The organism is Pseudomonas sp. GW823-FHT04A03, from assembly GCF_058796615.1.
Genome location: NZ_JBXAIV010000001.1, coordinates 1,138,759 through 1,155,215 on the forward strand (window position 1 = coordinate 1,138,759; position 16,457 = coordinate 1,155,215).

Consider the following 16,457-nt stretch of genomic DNA (forward strand, 5'->3'; position numbering starts at 1 on the left):
TTTCATTTCAAACCGCCGCTTGTTGTGGCTCCGGCACCGTCCGATCCTTGCTCAACAGCCCCAGCACCACAGCCGCCGACGCCAGCGTGAGGATCGTCAGGATGTGCAGCAGATACTGGAAGGCCGAAGCGTAACCTTGCACCAGACGTTCATTGGCCAGGCCCGGGACCGTGTTGATCGCGTGAGCCATGTCGCCGGTGGTCACCCGGTGCGCGGTCTCGGCAATCAGCGCTGCGTCTGCACCGCCGGCCACTGCTTGTAGATCCGTGTGTAGCAGCGAAGCAAGAATCGCCGCGACACTGGCCAACGCAATCCCCTCACCCGCCACCCGTATCGTGTTGAAAATCCCGGCCGCCATGCCGGCTCGCTCTTTCGGCACCACGCTGACCGACAGTCCATCCATCAAACCCCACGGCAGGCCCGCGCCGATCCCGATCAACACCATCGGCACCACCAGCGCGAATTTCGGCTCGCCGACGTTGTACAGGCTCAGCCAGTGCAGCCCCACGGCGGCAATCAGGAAGCCCACGCCCGACAGGATGCCGGCCGAGACAAACCGGGTCATGGACGCCGCCAGCATCGGCACCACCAGCATCGGCGCCGACAGCGCCAGCAACAGCAGACCGGCATCGATTTCACTCAAGCCTTCGACGCCGATAAACCGCAGCGGCAGCATGACCACCAGCACGATGTAGCAATAGCAGGTGCCGATCGGCAGCATCTGCACGCCGATGAAGCGCGGAAAGCGGAACAGCGTCAGATCGAGCATTGGACGTTTGACGCGCATTTCGATGAAGACGAACAGCGCCAGCAACAACGCCGAAGCCCCCAACAGACCCACCACCAACGGATTGCCCCAACCGCTTTCGGGGGCCTGGATCACACCGAACGTGAACAGCGCCAGCATCGAGCTGAATGTCACGGTGCCCGGCCAGTCGAGACCGCTGGCGTCGGGGTCGCGGGTTTCACGCATGCGTGGCAGACCAAAGACCATCGCGATCACACCGATCAGCGCCGTGAAGACAAAGATCGCGCGCCAGTTGAACGCTTCGATCAGCGCCCCGGCCACCAGTGGTCCGAACGCCAGACCGATGCCAAACGTAGTACCAAGCATGCTGTACGCACGGGTGCGCGCATGACCTTCGAATTCCTGCGCCAACGCCGCCGAACCACTGGCCAGCGCCGCCGCCCCGGCCACGCCCTGAATCGCCCGAAGCACATCCAGCCAGAACACCGAAGGTGCCAGGCTCTGGGCAATCGACGCTGCGGTGAACAACAGCATGCCAGCAGTGAACAGGCGCTTGCGTCCGTAGACATCGGCCAACGCCCCCGCCGCCATCAGCAAACTGCCGAACGACAACATGAACGCATTGGTGATCCAGGTCAGCGCCACCGGGCTGCCGCCCAGGTCACGGCCAATGGCCGGCGTTGCCACCGCGCCACCGGTAAAACTTAACGGCAGGACCAGCGCCGACAGGCAAATGGCCGCGAGGATCAGGAGCTTGTCGCGCGCGCCTTGATGTTGGGAGACGTTTGTCATGATTTCATCCAATGAAAAGAAAATCAGGCTGCGATCAACAGAGCGCAGCCTGCGATGGCTTCAACGGGGTGAAGTCAGTCCTTGAAATCCGTGGACAGCGCCAGCTCATTCCACTCGGCCAACTCCTGCGCCACCAAACGATTCTTCGCTTCGATCCGCGCAATCGTGTCGCTACCCAGCGCCAGCCGCTGCGGCGGGTTCGGTGCGTTGACCAGCGCCAGCATCGCTTCGGCAAACTTCACAGGATCGCCCGGTTGCGCATGGTTGGCCGCTTCGGCAAACGTGCGCATCGTGCCCACGGTTTCGTCGTAGTCCGGCAGCACCAGTGCGGTCTTGATCAGCGATTGCTCGTCGAGGAAGTCGGTGCGGAAGAAGCCCGGTTCGACCACCGTGGCATGAATGCCCAGCGGCGCCAGTTCCTGATGTAACGCTTCGCTGATGCCTTCCACCGCGAACTTGGTCGAGCCGTAGACGCCCCAGCCCATGTACGCCTGATAACCGCCAATCGACGAGATATTGATGACCCGCCCGCTGCGCTGGGCGCGCATGTGCGGCAGCACCGCGCGGGTGACGTTGAGCAGACCGAACACGTTGGTGGCGAACAGGCGCTCGGTTTCGCTGGCGCTGGTTTCTTCGACGGCGCCCAGCACGCCGAAGCCGGCATTGTTGATCAGCACGTCGATGCGGCCGAAGCGCTTGATGCCTACTGCCACCGCTTGGTGGGCTTCTTCTTCGCGGGTGACATCGAGGCGCACCGCCAGCAGGTTCGGGTGATCGCCGAGGCGGTCGGTGATGTCTTGCGGGTTGCGGGCGGTAGCAATCACCGCGTCACCGGCACGCAGGGCCTGCTCAGCGATAAGGGTGCCAAAACCACGGGAAGCTCCGGTAATCAGCCAGGTACGCATATCAACTCCTCCTGTCGGTGACCCTGGCGAGATTGCCGGGCCTTCTTGATGAGTTGAGTCGACTTTAAAGCCGTGCTACTGATGTGATAATCCCAACAAATTTGCATGACTTTGTGAAAGGCACTCACAAATGAAAAACCCGTCCACGGCGGATCTGTCGATCTTTCTTTGCATCGCCCAGCACCTGAATTTCAGTCGTGCGGCGGTTGATCTGGGCCTGACACCGTCAGCCCTGAGCCATTCATTGCGAGCGCTGGAAAATCGGCTCGGCGTGAGGCTGTTCAATCGCACCACCCGCAGCGTGGCCCTGACCGAGGCTGGCGAACGTTTGTACGCGAGGCTGAAACCGGCGTTTCGCGACATCGACGACGCACTCGAAGACCTTAATCACTTTCGCGACAAGCCCTCGGGCAATCTGCGCATTACCTCCGGGCGCCAGGCCTGTGAGCTGGTGCTGCTGCCGATTGCCAGCGAGTTCCTGCTGGCCTATCCGGACATACGTCTGGAAGTGGTCGAAAGCGATGCGCTGCTGGATATCGTCGCCGCCGGATTCGATGCAGGTGTACGCTTCGGCAACCGGCTGGAAGCTGACATGGTGTCGATGCCCATAGGGCCGACCCTGCGCTCGATAGTGGTCGCTTCACCGGCGTTTCTCGAACGGCACGCCGCACCGCAAAAGCCGGAGGACTTGCACGCCCTGCCCTGCATCCGTCACCGGTTTCCCAGCGGCGCGCTGTATCGCTGGGAATTCGAACGCGGCGGCATCGTTCAGGAAATCGAAGTCAACGGCCCGCTGACCCTGGGCGATGTCAGCCTGATGATCGGCCCGGCGTTGCAGGGCCTGGGACTGGCGTATGTGTTCGAGGACATGGCTCGCGAGCACTTGGCAAGCGGGCGGCTGGTGCAGGTGCTGGCGGACTGGTGTCCGTACTATCCCGGCCTGCACCTGTATTACCCGAGCCGTCGCCACGTACCGGCGCCGCTCAAGGCGTTTATCGATTTCGCCCGCAATGCCCGCGAAGGCAAAACGGGCTAAGCCGTTCTACAGATACTTCAACCAGGCAATGTCGCGCCGCCGGGCCTTCAACGTCGAAAACCAGCGCACGGACGGGAACAACGCGACCGCCAGCAGCACCGCCGCCAGCCACACCGCCGTCACCGTCGAGAAACCGAAATACGTGCCCTGATTAAGCCCGAACAGCGCCACGCCGATCAGGTACAGCACCTTCAGCGCATACAGGTGCAGCAGGTAGAAAAACATCGGTGCCGAACCAAACACCGTCAGCCAGCGAATCCAGCGCCGATTCTGCGCACGCTCGAACACCAGCAACAGCAGCAGCCCGACACTCACCGTCAACGTGATGAACAGCAGCGACGGCGGGTATTTGGTGATGTTGAAAAAACTCATCAGGGTTTGCAGACCGCTGTCACCCAAGGCCCAGGGTTTCTCGCCGTAACCGTTGACCAGTCGTAGTGCCACAAAGCCCAGCAGCCCGGCGACACCACCGATCAACAAACGGCGCTGACGCACTCCGGCATCGGCTGCGCGCGCGAACCACGGCCCCAGCGCGTAACCCAGACCGATCACACCGATCCACGGCAACAACGGGTACGAGGTGCGCAGGCGCAAGGTCTCGCCCGCCTCGATCCAGCCGCGGTCATGCAGGATTGCCCACGGCACGTGCAGCGCCGAATCGGTTGCGAAGTGCAGTCCGTCGAGCAGGTTGTGCCCGGCAATAATCGCCAGGCTCAGAGTGAGCAACAGCCAGCGTGGCAGCCAGACCAGCAGCGACAGCGCGATCATGCTCAGGCCGATCGCCCAGATCACTTGCAGGTAGATCACGGTCGGTGGCAGCTGGAACGTCCAGGCGAAATTCACCAGGGTGAATTCGAGCGCCACCAGGAACAAACCGCGCTTGAACAGGAAGGCACTGACGTCAGCCTTGCCGTCGTACTTCTCGCCAAACAACCACGCCGACAACCCGGTCAGCAGCACGAACACCGGCGCGCACAGATGCGCCAGGGTGCGGCTGAAAAACAGCGCAGGTTCCGTGCTGGCGATGTCCATCGGGTCGCTGACCTGACGATGCAGCAGAAAGGTTTCGCGCACGTGGTCCAGCAACATGAACAGAATGACCAGGCCACGCAGCGCATCAATGGACAGCAACCGGCCAGTCGCCGAGGGGGCAGAACGGGGAACCGCAATCGTCATGGAGGTATCGCAATCGAAAGGTTGATCGATGCGGCCGCCCGAAAGCGGTCGCATAATTTGCGTTACCTTATAACATGAAAAACCGATCCAATCGCTAGCGGTTCTCAACCAGAGATCACGCTGTTCGCAGGATTTCCAGCACGACCTGCAACGGATGACGCAGCTGTTGATCGGCCTGGCGCTTGACCTGACTGCGGCAGGAATACCCGGTGGCCAGCGCTTCGCCCTTCTCCGCCGGTGCCTCGATCTGCTTCGCCCAGGATTGCTCGTAGATCACTGCCGAGGTTTCGCGATTGCGCGCTTCGTGTCCGTAAGTGCCGGACATGCCGCAGCACCCGGTGGCCTGGGTCGCCAGCTTCAGGCCGACACGCTCGAACACCTGCTCCCATTGCCGGGTGGCGGCCGGGGCGTTGGTTTTCTCGGTGCAATGCGCCAGCAGGCGGAAGGTGTCTTCGCGGCGCTGATCGGCCTGCTCCGGCGTGACCTTGAGCAACCACTCCTGCACCAGCGCCACCTCCGGGCATTTCTCCATCCCCGGCACTTTCAGATATTCCTGGCGATAGACCAGGGTCATCGCCGGGTCGAGCCCCACCAACGGCACGCCGATCTCGGCCAGTGCGCGCAATTGCCCGGCATTGCGCAACGCCGCGCGATTGAACGCCGACAGGAAACCCTGCACATGCAGCGGCTTGCCGTTGGCACTGAACGGCGCCAGATAAACCTGATAACCGAGGCGCGAAATCAGCTCGATCAGATCCGCCAGCAACGGCGCTTCGAAATACCGGGTGAAGGCATCCTGCACCAGCACCACACTGCGTTCGCGTTGTGCCTGTGTCAGCGTCGACAGCACATCGACCGACGCCGGCTGAACCTGCCAGCGACGCATCGCCGCGTGGAAATCGAAACAGCTGAGCAACGGCACATCGACCATGCCACCAAGGCGCTCGATCAAGCGACGGCTGAACGAGGCGCCCATCAAGCCGTTGTAGAGCAACGGAATCCGCGCCATGTATGGAATCGTGTACTCCAGCGAGGCAATCAGATAATCCCGCGCCGGCCGCAGATAACGGGTGTGGTACAGCTCGAGAAACCGCGAACGGAAATCCGGCACGTTCACTTTCACCGGGCACTGCCCCGCGCAGGACTTGCACGCCAGGCACCCGGCCATGGCGTCGTACACCTCGTGGGAGAAGTCCTGTTCCTGCGCACGGCTGTTGCGCCAGCGCTGCAACAACGTGCTGAAAAACGGCGGACGGCGGCTGGCATCGGCCAACACATCAACACCCGCCTCGCCCTGCAAACGCAGCCATTCGCGAATCAGCGAAGCGCGGCCTTTTGGCGATTGCGCGCGCTGGCGGGTGGCTTTCCACGACGGGCACATGGCGTCGTCGGGATCGAAGTTGTAGCAGGCGCCGTTGCCGTTGCAGTGCATCGCCGCGCCGTAGTCCTGCCAGACTTTTTCGTCGATCTGCCGGTCGAGTTCGCCGCGCAGGGTCACTTCGTCGATCTTCAGCAACGCAGCGCCGGGGATATTCGGCGTGGCGATCTTGCCGGGGTTGAACTGGTTGAACGGATCGAACGCCGCCTTCAAGGCTTGCAGCGCCGGGTACAGTTCGCCGAAGAAGGCCGGCGCATATTCCGAACGCAGGCCTTTGCCGTGCTCGCCCCACAGCAGGCCGCCGTAACGCTGAGTCAACGCCGCCACGCCATCCGAAACCGGGCGCACCAGCGCAGCTTGTTGTGGATCCTTCATGTCGAGAATCGGCCGCACGTGCAGCACGCCGGCATCGACGTGGCCGAACATGCCGTATTGCAGCTTATGGCTGTCGAGCAGGTCGCGCAGTTCGGCGATGTACTCGGCCAGGTGCTGTGGCGGGACGGCGGTGTCTTCGACAAACGGCTGTGGCCGCGCTTCACCGGCGACGTTGCCGAGCAAGCCCACCGCGCGTTTGCGCATACCGTAGACGCGATTCACCGCCGCATGCCCGACGGCCAGCGTATGCCCCAGGCGCTCGACCGTGGCGTCGATGCCCAGGTGCTGGACAAAAGCCTCGACCCGGCCTTGCAGCTCCTCGGGATCGTCGCCGCAGAACTCCACCAGGTTGATCCCCAGCGTCGGCCGCTCGGCGCTTTCCGGGAAATACTCGGCGACGCCGTGCCAGACGATGTCCTGCATCGCCAGCAACAGCACTTTGGAGTCCACTGTTTCGATCGACAATGGCTTGAGCGCCATCAACGCGCGGGCATCGCGCAAGGCATCCATGAAGCCGGCGTAGCGGATGTTCACCAGCATTGTGTGCCTGGGGATCGGCAACACGTTGAGCTTGGCCTCGACCACAAACCCCAGCGAACCTTCAGCGCCGCACAGCACGCTGTTGAGGTTGAAACGGTTGTCGGCTTCGCGCAGGTGCGCCAGGTCGTAGCCGGTCAGGCAGCGGTTGAGGTCGGGGAAGATTTCCCGGATCAGCTCGCCCTGCTCATCAATGATCTGCCGCGCGCAGCGATACACCTCGCCGGCCCGGCCCTCGCGGGCGCATTCCGCTGCGAGTTCGCTTTCTTCCAGTGGACGGCTGTGCAAGCGCTCGCCACCGCGCAGGACCATGTGCAGTTCCAGCACGTGGTCGCGGGTCTTGCCGTAAGTGCAACTGCCCTGGCCGCTGGCGTCGGTGTTGATCATGCCGCCGACGGTGGCGCGGTTGGAGGTCGACAGTTCCGGGGCGAAAAACAGCCCGGCGGATTTCAGTGCTGCGTTGAGTTGATCCTTCACCACACCGGCCTGCACCCGCACCCAACGCTGTTCAACGTTGATTTCGAGGATGCGGTTCATGTGCCGCGAAAGGTCGACAACGATGCCGTCGGTCAACGACTGGCCATTGGTGCCGGTGCCGCCGCCGCGAGGCGTGATCACGACTTTCTGGTAGGCCGGCTCGGCGATCAGGCGTGCCAGCAGCGCCACGTCGTCGGCGTCGCGCGGGAATACCGCCGCCTGCGGCAAGCGCTGATAGATCGAGTTGTCGGTGGCCAGCACCACGCGGCTGGCGTAGTCGGCACTGATTTCGCCACGAAAACCGCCGGTTTCAAGGGCTTTAAGAAACTGCTGGTAGTCGGTGTTCAACGCGGTGGAAGGCGACAGCTGGGCAATCATCGGAAGGGCAATCTCGGTCAAAAACGGGCCGTGTGGCGGTGAACAGTTGTGCGCAATGAATGATTGCGTCACGCTCCCGCCATCTCATAGGCCTTATGTTCATTGCAGAGCGACGCCGGGACAACCGTAAAATCGACCCCCAATCCATGACTAAAACGAATGAATCCGCGAACCCTCACTCCCTCGATGTCGTTGCTGCTGGCGTTTGAAGCCGCCGCACGCCATGAAAGCTACACCCGCGCCGCCCACGAACTGTCGCTGACCCAAAGCGCGGTCAGCCGGCAGGTGCAGATTCTGGAAAAGATGCTCGGCATGCGCCTGTTCAGCCGCGAAGGCCGGCGGGTGATCCTCACCGACGTCGGGCGCATGTATCAGCGCGAACTGTCCGAGGCCCTCGGCCAGATCCGCAGCGCGACGTTGCAGGCCATGGCGTTTGGCTCGGGCATCCACAGTTTGCGCCTGGCGACCCTGCCGACCTTCGGCTCGAAATGGCTGCTGCCACGCTTGAAGGACTTCTACACCGCGCACCCCGGCATGACCGTGCACCTGCATTCACGCATCGAAACCATCGACTTCGACACCAGCGAAATCGACGCGGCGATTTGCGTCGGCGGCGGTGACTGGCCGGGGCTGACCGCTCACCGCCTGCACACCGAAGAACTGGTGGTGATCGCCAGCACGCAGTTGTCCGATGCCGAACGTCTCGCGGCCGACAAGGACATCGCCGGGCAACTGCTGCTCAACGTCAGCAGCAACGCTCAGGCCTGGTCCGAGTGGTTCAGCCATCACGCCCTGCCCCATCGCAGCATGCGCATCGGCCCGAGTTTCGAGATGACCTCGCACTTGATCCAGGCGGTGCGCGCCAACATCGGCATCGGGCTGGTGCCGAGAATTCTGGTGGAGGATGAGCTGCACAACGGTGAGTTGCTGCAACTGGGCGAACCGATCAGCAGCCGGCGCAGCTATTACCTGGTGTACCCGGCGCGCAATGAGTCGCTGGCGTCGCTGAAGGCGTTTCGCGACTGGCTGATGCGTACGCTCTGAAACAACAGAGGGCGCCGTTTGGCGCCCTCTGGCTTTGCTCGATCAGAACCGCGGCTTCAGCGCTTTCCAGTCCGGCTTATAGCGCTGCATCTGCCGCACATCATCGCGCTGACGAATGCCGCAGGTCAGGTACTGGTCATGCAGCTTGCCCAGTTGATCGTGATCCAGCTCCAGCCCGAGGCCCGGTGCACGAGTGATCTTCACGCAGCCGTCGACGATCGGCAGTTTGCCGCCCTTGATCACTTCTTCATCCGGTTCCTGCCACGGGTAATGGGTGTCGCAGGCGTAGTCCAGATTCGGCACCGCCGCCGCTACGTGAGCCATGGCCATCAGGCTGATGCCCAGGTGGGAGTTGGAATGCATCGACACGCCGAGACCGAAGGTGTCACACATTTTCGCCAGGGTTTGGGTATCGCGCAGACCGCCCCAGTAATGGTGATCGGCGAGGACAATCTGCACGCTGTTCAGCGCAACGCTGCGGCGGAACTCGTCGAAATCGGTGACCACCATGTTGGTCGCCAGCGGCAACCCGGTACGTTTGTGCAGCTCGGCCATGCCGTCGAGGCCCGGGGTCGGATCTTCGTAATACTGCAGATCATCACCCAGCAACTCGGCCATACGGATCGAGGTTTCCAGCGACCAGTTGCCGTTGGGATCGATGCGCAGCGGATAACCGGGAAAGGCCTTTTTCAGCGCCTTGATGCACGCCACTTCGTGCTCCGGCGGCAGCGTGCCGGCCTTGAGCTTGATGCTCTTGAAACCGTACGTCTCAATCATCCGCGCGGCCTGGGCGACGATCTGCTGTTCGTTCAGCGCCTCGCCCCAGTTGTCCGGTTTGTAGGGAGAATCGACGTGCTGCGCGTACTTGAAAAACAGGTAGGCGCTGAACGGCACCTCATCACGCACCGCCCCGCCCAGCAGATCCACCAACGGCACATTCAGGTAACGAGCCTGCAAGTCGAGAAACGCCACTTCGAACGCCGAATACGCGTTGCTCACGGCCTTGCTGGCGTGGGAACCGGGCGCCAGTTCGGCACCCGCCAGACTGGCCGGTTTGTTGGCAACAACCGTCGCCTGAACGATGCGACGTAGTTGATTGAGGTTGAACGGATCGAGACCGATCAACTGCGACTGCAACTGTTGCTGGATCGCCAGCGCCGGGGTATCGCCATAGCTTTCGCCGAGGCCGATGTAGCCGTTGTCGCTCTCGATCTCGATGATCGAGCGCAGGGCGAACGGTTCGTGGATGCCACTGGCGTTGAGCAGCGGCGGATCACGGAAAGCGATCGGAGTGACGGTGACGCGAGTGATTTTCAAAATGACGCTCCTGTTGAATCGGAATCAGTGGCTCGCCACCGGGCTGGCCGTCGGCGCGACGGCGGTTTCGGGTTCAGGCTTTGCCGGGGTGTTGCCTTTGGCGCCGGGCGCCATGCGGGCGAAGAAGATCACTACTGCCGCTACCAGCGAAGTCGCGGCCAGGCCATACAGGCCACCCTCGATAGAGCCCGTGGTCTGTTCCAGAAAACCGAACGCGGTCGGCGCAACGAAGCCGCCGAGGTTGCCGATGGAGTTGATCAGCGCGATCACCGCCGCCGCGATACGGGCATCCAGATAGCTTTGCGGAATCGGCCAGAACAGTGCCGAAGCCGCCTTGAAGCCGATGGCCGCGAAACAGATGGCGACGAAGGCGAAAATCGGCCCGCCAGTGGTGGACATGAACATGCCGAACGCAGCGATCACCAGGGTCAGCGCAACCCACGCCTGCTGGAATTTCCATTTGCCCGCCAGCGCCGCAAAGCCGTACATCGCGACGATGGAAATGATCCACGGCACTGAGTTGAGCAGCCCGACCTGGAAGTCGCCGAGGTTGCCCATTTTCTTGATCATGCTCGGCAGCCAGAAGGTGGCGCCGTAGATGGTCAGGGCGATGGAAAAGTAGATGAAGCAGAACAGCGCGATCTGCCGGTCCGCCAGCAGTTTGAACATCGAAGGTTTGGCGACGTGGGTTGCTTCGCGGGCACGCTGCTCCTCGGCGATCGCGGCCACCAGCGCTTCACGCTCCTCTTCGCTCAGCCACTTGGCCTGACGCGGATGGGATTGCAGCCAGAACCAGACAAACCCGCAGAGCACCACCGACGCGGCGCCTTCAATCAGGAACATCCACTGCCAGCCGTGCATGCCCAGACCGCTGATGTGCAACAGCGCGCCGGACACCGGACCGGAAATCACCGAAGCGATTGCCGAACCGCTGAGAAACACCGCCATGGTCTTGCCGCGTTCAGAGGCCGGCAGCCATTGGGTGAAGTAATAAATGATCCCCGGAAAGAACCCGGCTTCGGCGGCACCCAAAATGAAGCGCAACACGTAGAAACTGGTTTCACCCTTGACGAACGCCATGGCCATCGCCGCGGCGCCCCAGGTGAACATGATCCGTGTCAGCCAGGCGCGGGCACCATAGCGTTGCAGAAGCATGTTGGACGGCACTTCAAACAAGGCGTAACCGATGAAAAACAGACCGGCGCCAAGGCCATAGGCAGCAGCGCCGATACCCAGATCGGTTTCCAGATGACTGCGCACGAAGCCGATGTTGACCCGGTCGATGTAGTTGACGATGAACATCACCACGAACAACGGCAGCACATGGCGCTTGACCTTGGCGGCGGCGCGGGCGAGTACCGTGATATCCGGCGGACTCTGGAGGGTATTCAAGGGGCGACTCCCGATCTTTGTTTTTGTAGGGATAGCGGTGGCCTTTGAGGCGTAGAACGATCATGGACGGGGCAATTGATCCCGTCTAATCTAACTTGGCATTCGATTGATACCTGGATTAGATCAATGTTCGAACTCACCCAACTGCGCTGCTTCACCACCGTCGCCACCGAGCTCAACTTCCGGCGTGCCGCCGAGCGGTTGAACATGACCCAGCCGCCACTGAGCCGGCAGATCCAGTTGCTGGAACATCATCTGGGCGTCGAACTGTTCACCCGCAGCACACGCAGCGTGGCACTCACTGCCGCTGGTCGCGCATTCTTCATTGAGGCGCAGAATCTGCTCGAACGCGCGCAACAGGCCGCCGTCACCGCCCGGCGTTTTGCCGAGGGCGATATCGGCTCGGTGAACATCAGTTTTGTCGGCAGCGCGGTGTATGAGTTCTTACCCAAGGTCATCGCCGAGGCGCGCCTCAAGCAGCCGCAGGTGAAGATCGACCTGACCGAAATGAACACCTACCAGCAACACGAAGCCTTGCGCGCCCGACGCATCGACCTGGGTATCGTCCGCGCGCCGTTGCTGGAACCGGGTTACGCCACCGAATGCCTGGTGCGTGAGCCGTTTGTGCTGGCGGTGCCGAGTGGGCATCGACTGGCCGAGGCCGACGACGTGTCAGTGAAGGACCTGGATGGGCAGCCGTTCCTGATGTATTCCCACGCCGCCTATCCGCCGTTCAACGAATTGCTCACCGGTATGCTGCGTTCGGCCCGGGTCGCTCCGGATTACGTGCAGTGGCTGGGTTCTTCGTTGACGATTCTGGCGCTGGTCAATGCGGGCATGGGGCTGGCACTGGTGCCGCGTTGCGCGACCAGTGTGGTTTTCAGGAATGTGGTGTTTCGCGAGATCGATCTGGGCGAAGGGGTGCAGAGCGAACTGCATCTGATCTGGCGGGAGAACAACGACAACCCGGCGTTTGCGATGTTGCTGGAGGGCATTCGCCGGGCGGTGAAGGATGGATGGGGTTAGTAGCGGGCTCGCGGTGATGGGGGGTACTTCAGCGGTGGGGGGGCCTTTGGGCCCGTGATCAATGGTTTCTCCAACAGCTTCCCGTCGGGCCCTACGAAAAGTCGCTCCAGATGTTGTGGCATTGGTTGCGGTGCTCTGGCGGTCATGATGAACCCTCTGATGCCGGGCTGAATTCAACCCATTTAACCTTCGCGGAATCTATCAGCAAAAATTCGGCGCCAATAGGATCCAATTTGCCATCTTCGTTGAGCCAGCGTGGAAACCTCATCAAAAACTGCCCTGTGTTCGACTCCGGTGGCCACTCGACTGGCCAGCCTAGAACGCGCCTTTCATCCTCCAGATGAAGGGTGATGAATCGATCATATTGAGCGAAAGCGCAGAACCATTCACTGGGATAGGAAGATTGTTTCGTTACGTTTCTACTGCGCAACCACCTATGCAATTTGCCATTGGTTGCCAGACAACAAGCCATCAACCCCAGCAGCAACGAAGTAGAAAATGCCCAACAAGCCTCCGCCTTCGCATCCCACTTCCCTACAGAAAACCCTTTCTCCCCCACCCACACACAAACCGCTCCAACCCCCAACACCACCCCGTGAGTCACAAACGTGAAAATCAACGCCTGCACAATCTGCCCGAACGTATCCGGCCGCTTGAACGCCGTCAGGGTGTAGAAAATCCAGGCCGAGACAAACCCCGGGATCAGGTACTGCAACAACGGAATCACTTCTTTCACCAGATCATCCATGACCGGTCGCTCCTTGAATCAAAAACAATCCTCCAGAAACAGCAATGCCGGCCCGTAATGAGCCGGCATTCGAAGCCTAGTGCACGCTGGAAAGACGCTTGCGATCAACTGTCACCGCGCATTACGCATCCTGCAGAATCAGATCCGCGCCCTTCTCCGCCACCATCAGCACCGCCGCATGGGTGTTACCCGATGTCACGTTGGGGAAGATCGACGCATCGACGATCCGTAATCCGTCGAGGCCATGCACCTTGAGACGCTTGTCGACCACCGACGTCTGCTCGTCTGCACCCATCGCGCAGGAGCCGCACAGGTGATAGATCGAACCGCAGTTGTCACGGAAGTACTGCAACATTTGCTCGTCGGTTTCCACTGCCGGTCCCGGCAAGACTTCATCGACCGTGATGCCTTTCAATGAAGGAGCGCCCATGATCTTGCGCATCAGGCGACTGCCCTGGATGACCTCGTCGATGTCCTTTTGCGTGCTCAGATAGTTCGGATCGATCAACGCCGCATCACGGGGATTTTTTGAGGCAATCGTGATGTGCCCGCGACTGGTCGGGCGGCACGGATTGAAGCACAGCAGGAAGCCTGAATACGGCTCGGGCTTGAGGCTGGCCTTGTTGTTTTTCGGAATCTGGTAAGACAGTGGGTTGAAATATAACTGCAGGTTCGGATGGCTCTGCTCCGCGTTGCCTCGGAAGAATCCGCCGGCTTGATTGACGCTCATCGCCAGCGCGCCCTTGCGGGTCAGCAGATATTTCACGCCGAGCTTGAACTGGCCGAACAGCGAGCTCAGCTCATCGTTCAGGGTCGGGATATTGGCCTTGTAGTAGTAGCTGACGCACAGGTGATCCTGCAGGTTCTGCCCCACTGCCGGCAGGTGTTTCACCACCGGAATCTGATGCTTGGCCAACAAGGCGCGATCGGCCACGCCGGACAATTGCAGGATCTTCGGCGTGTCGACGGCACCAGCGCATAGAATCACTTCCTTGCGCGCCGTGAAGGTCCGCGCCACACCATGCTGGGTGATGGAGATGCCAGTGGCGCGCTGTTGAGTCTCATCGAACAGCACTCGATCAACCAGCGCGTAATGCTCGACCGTCAGGTTTGGCCGGCTCAGCGCCGGGTGCAAATGGGCGAAGCTGCTGGAGCTGCGTTGACCGTTGCGAGTGTTGACGTCATAGATGCCCGCGCCTTCGAATTTCGGCCCGTTGAAATCGTCACTGCGAGGGTAGCCGAGTTCGTCGCAGCCCTTGAGGAACACGTCGCAGATCGGGTGCGTCTGGCCGGCCATCGGGGTGATGCTGATCGGGCCGCTGCCGCCGTGATATTCGCTGTCGCCCAGCGGATGGTTTTCCAGTTTGCGGAAGTACGGCAGCACTTCCTTGAAGCCCCAACCGTCGTTGCCGTTGGCCGCCCAGTCATTGAAGTCATGGGCCTGACCACGCACGTAGATCATCGCGTTGATCGAGCCCGAACCGCCTTGGACCTTGCCGCGCGGGGCGTAGATTTCGCGATTGCCCAACTGCTTCTGCGGCTGGCTGTAGTACATCCAGTTGAAGGTCGGGTTGTAATACATTTTGGCGAAGCCGACCGGGATCTTGAACCACAGGGAACTGTCCTTGCCGCCCGCCTCCAGCAGCAGCACCGTGTGTTGGCCCGAGGCCGAAAGCCGGTTGGCCAGCACGCAGCCAGCGGCGCCTGCGCCAGCGATGATGTAGTCGTATGTCATGCACGGTTACCGCGTAAGTCGTTGTACAAAGAATGCCTGTCAGCCAGGCACTATCCTTGTGGGAGCGAGCTTGCTCGCGATTGCGGTGCCGCATTCAACATCGATGCTGACTGAACTGACGCTATCGCGAGCGAGCTCGCTCCCACAGGTCTTGCGGTTGGGTTAAAAACCTCGTCAGCCCTTGGCCGGCGATGTGTCTTTGACGTCGGCCGGGGTCGGGGCCATTTGCAGATGCAGACGTGAACCGGTGTACGGCGAATGCTTGCGCACCACGTCCATGTTCAGCTCCACGCCCAGGCCCGGCTCGGTGGACGGAATGATGTAGCCGTCCTCCCACTGCAGCGGTTTCTTCAGGACTTCGGCGTGGAAGCCGCCCCAGGTCTCGATGCTTTCCTGGATCAGGAAGTTCGGCGTGCAGGCCGCAAGCTGGAAACTCGCCGCTGCACCAATCGGCCCGTTGTACAGATGCGGAGCGATTTGCGCGTAATAGGCCTCGGCCATGCTGGCGATCTTCTTGCCTTCGAGCAGGCCGCCGCAGCGCGCCACGTTCATCTGCAGAATCGACGCACCGCCGGCCTGCAACAGCTTGAAGAATTCGTACTTGGTGGTCAGGCGCTCACCGGTGGCGATCGGAATGCTGGTCTTGGCCGCGACCTGCGCCATGGCCTCTTCCTGGCCCGGCGGCACTGGTTCCTCGAACCACAGCGGGTCGTACTTCTCCAGGCGCTTGGCCAGGCGAATCGCCGAAGACGGCACCATTTGCCCGTGGGTGCCGAACAGCAGATCGCACTTGTTGCCCACCGCTTCGCGGATCTTGCGGCAGAAGGTTTCGCAGCGCTCCAGCACTTCCAGCGAGATCTGATGCCCGGAGTACGCGGTGTACGGCCCGGCTGGATCAAACTTCACGGCAGTGAAGCCTTTGTTCATGTTTTCAATCGCGCACTCGGCGGCCAGGTCCGGGTCGTCGTAGTCGTACTCGCCACGGCTGTTGACCGGGTACAGATAGGTGTAGGAGCGCAGGCGTTCGTGAACCTTGCCGCCGAGCAGTTCGTAGACCGGCTTGTTCGCAGCCTTGCCGATGATGTCCCAGCAAGCCATTTCCAGACCGCTGACCACGCCCATCATGGTCAGGTCGGGACGCTGGGTGAAACCGCTCGAATAGGCCTGACGGAAGAAGCGCTCGATGTGGTGCGGGTCCTGATTCAACAGGTAGCGTTCGAACACGTCTTCGATAATCGGCAGCATGGCTTTGGGGCCGAAGGTCGCGGCGTAGATTTCGCCGACACCTTCGATGCCGCAGTCGGTCTTGAGCTTGACGAACAGCCAGTACATGCCGCCGATGTGCGGTGGCGGTACGGCGACGATATGGGTTTCAAGGGCGACGATTTTCATC

General features: G+C 61.4%; 12 protein-coding genes. 3 read left to right on the plus strand and 9 right to left on the minus strand.

Annotated features, from left to right (window positions below; translation table 11 throughout):
* Positions 1–7: 7 nt before the first annotated feature.
* Positions 8–1,540 carry an MFS transporter gene (locus AC1Q9F_RS04780; protein WP_492618800.1) on the minus strand — a complete coding sequence of 511 codons (1,533 nt, stop codon included), beginning with the start codon at positions 1,538–1,540 and terminating at the stop codon, positions 8–10.
* Positions 1,541–1,614: 74 nt separating this feature from the next.
* The gene (locus AC1Q9F_RS04785) at positions 1,615–2,445 is read right to left on the minus strand and encodes an oxidoreductase (protein ID WP_492618799.1); all 831 of its coding nucleotides are present in this window, start codon (positions 2,443–2,445) and stop codon (positions 1,615–1,617) included.
* A gap of 130 nt (positions 2,446–2,575) precedes the next feature.
* On the opposite strand from AC1Q9F_RS04785, the gene AC1Q9F_RS04790 reads away from it, so the two are divergent.
* Positions 2,576–3,481, plus strand: a complete 906-nt coding sequence (locus AC1Q9F_RS04790; RefSeq protein WP_492618798.1) for a LysR family transcriptional regulator — start codon at positions 2,576–2,578, stop codon at positions 3,479–3,481.
* Positions 3,482–3,487: 6 nt separating this feature from the next.
* Here the strand turns inward: AC1Q9F_RS04790 and AC1Q9F_RS04795 are convergent, their stop codons facing one another.
* Positions 3,488–4,657 (minus strand): acetyltransferase domain-containing protein, encoded by a 1,170-nt coding sequence (locus AC1Q9F_RS04795; protein ID WP_492619435.1) that lies wholly within the window; start codon positions 4,655–4,657, stop codon positions 3,488–3,490.
* Positions 4,658–4,772: 115 nt separating this feature from the next.
* On the minus strand, positions 4,773–7,802 hold the full coding sequence (gene ydiJ, locus AC1Q9F_RS04800) for a D-2-hydroxyglutarate dehydrogenase YdiJ (protein WP_492618797.1): 3,030 nt from the start codon (positions 7,800–7,802) through the stop codon (positions 4,773–4,775).
* Between the two features lie 159 nt (positions 7,803–7,961).
* Here ydiJ and AC1Q9F_RS04805 point away from each other — a divergent pair, with 159 nt between their 5' ends.
* Complete coding sequence (locus tag AC1Q9F_RS04805; RefSeq protein WP_085690249.1) at positions 7,962–8,846, plus strand: LysR substrate-binding domain-containing protein; 885 nt, start codon at positions 7,962–7,964, stop codon at positions 8,844–8,846.
* 42 nt (positions 8,847–8,888) lie between these two features.
* On the opposite strand, the gene AC1Q9F_RS04810 is transcribed toward AC1Q9F_RS04805, so the two are convergent.
* Positions 8,889–10,163 carry a glucarate dehydratase family protein gene (locus AC1Q9F_RS04810; RefSeq protein WP_207983044.1) on the minus strand — a complete coding sequence of 425 codons (1,275 nt, stop codon included), beginning with the start codon at positions 10,161–10,163 and terminating at the stop codon, positions 8,889–8,891.
* Positions 10,164–10,187: 24 nt separating this feature from the next.
* Positions 10,188–11,555, minus strand: coding sequence for an MFS transporter (locus AC1Q9F_RS04815; RefSeq protein WP_207983045.1), 1,368 nt, complete (start codon positions 11,553–11,555; stop codon positions 10,188–10,190).
* Between the two features lie 126 nt (positions 11,556–11,681).
* Here AC1Q9F_RS04815 and AC1Q9F_RS04820 point away from each other — a divergent pair, with 126 nt between their 5' ends.
* The gene (locus AC1Q9F_RS04820) at positions 11,682–12,581 is read left to right on the plus strand and encodes a LysR family transcriptional regulator (protein ID WP_064379392.1); all 900 of its coding nucleotides are present in this window, start codon (positions 11,682–11,684) and stop codon (positions 12,579–12,581) included.
* A gap of 142 nt (positions 12,582–12,723) precedes the next feature.
* Here the strand turns inward: AC1Q9F_RS04820 and AC1Q9F_RS04825 are convergent, their stop codons facing one another.
* From AC1Q9F_RS04825 to AC1Q9F_RS04835, 3 genes are all read right to left on the minus strand, one after another.
* Positions 12,724–13,329 (minus strand): DUF6338 family protein, encoded by a 606-nt coding sequence (locus tag AC1Q9F_RS04825; protein ID WP_492618796.1) that lies wholly within the window; start codon positions 13,327–13,329, stop codon positions 12,724–12,726.
* A 121-nt stretch (positions 13,330–13,450) separates the two neighbouring features.
* Complete coding sequence (locus tag AC1Q9F_RS04830) at positions 13,451–15,064, minus strand: GMC family oxidoreductase (RefSeq protein ID WP_492618795.1); 1,614 nt, start codon at positions 15,062–15,064, stop codon at positions 13,451–13,453.
* 174 nt (positions 15,065–15,238) lie between these two features.
* Positions 15,239–16,456 carry a mandelate racemase/muconate lactonizing enzyme family protein gene (locus AC1Q9F_RS04835; RefSeq protein WP_230731368.1) on the minus strand — a complete coding sequence of 406 codons (1,218 nt, stop codon included), beginning with the start codon at positions 16,454–16,456 and terminating at the stop codon, positions 15,239–15,241.
* Between the last annotated feature and the right edge of the window lies 1 nt (position 16,457).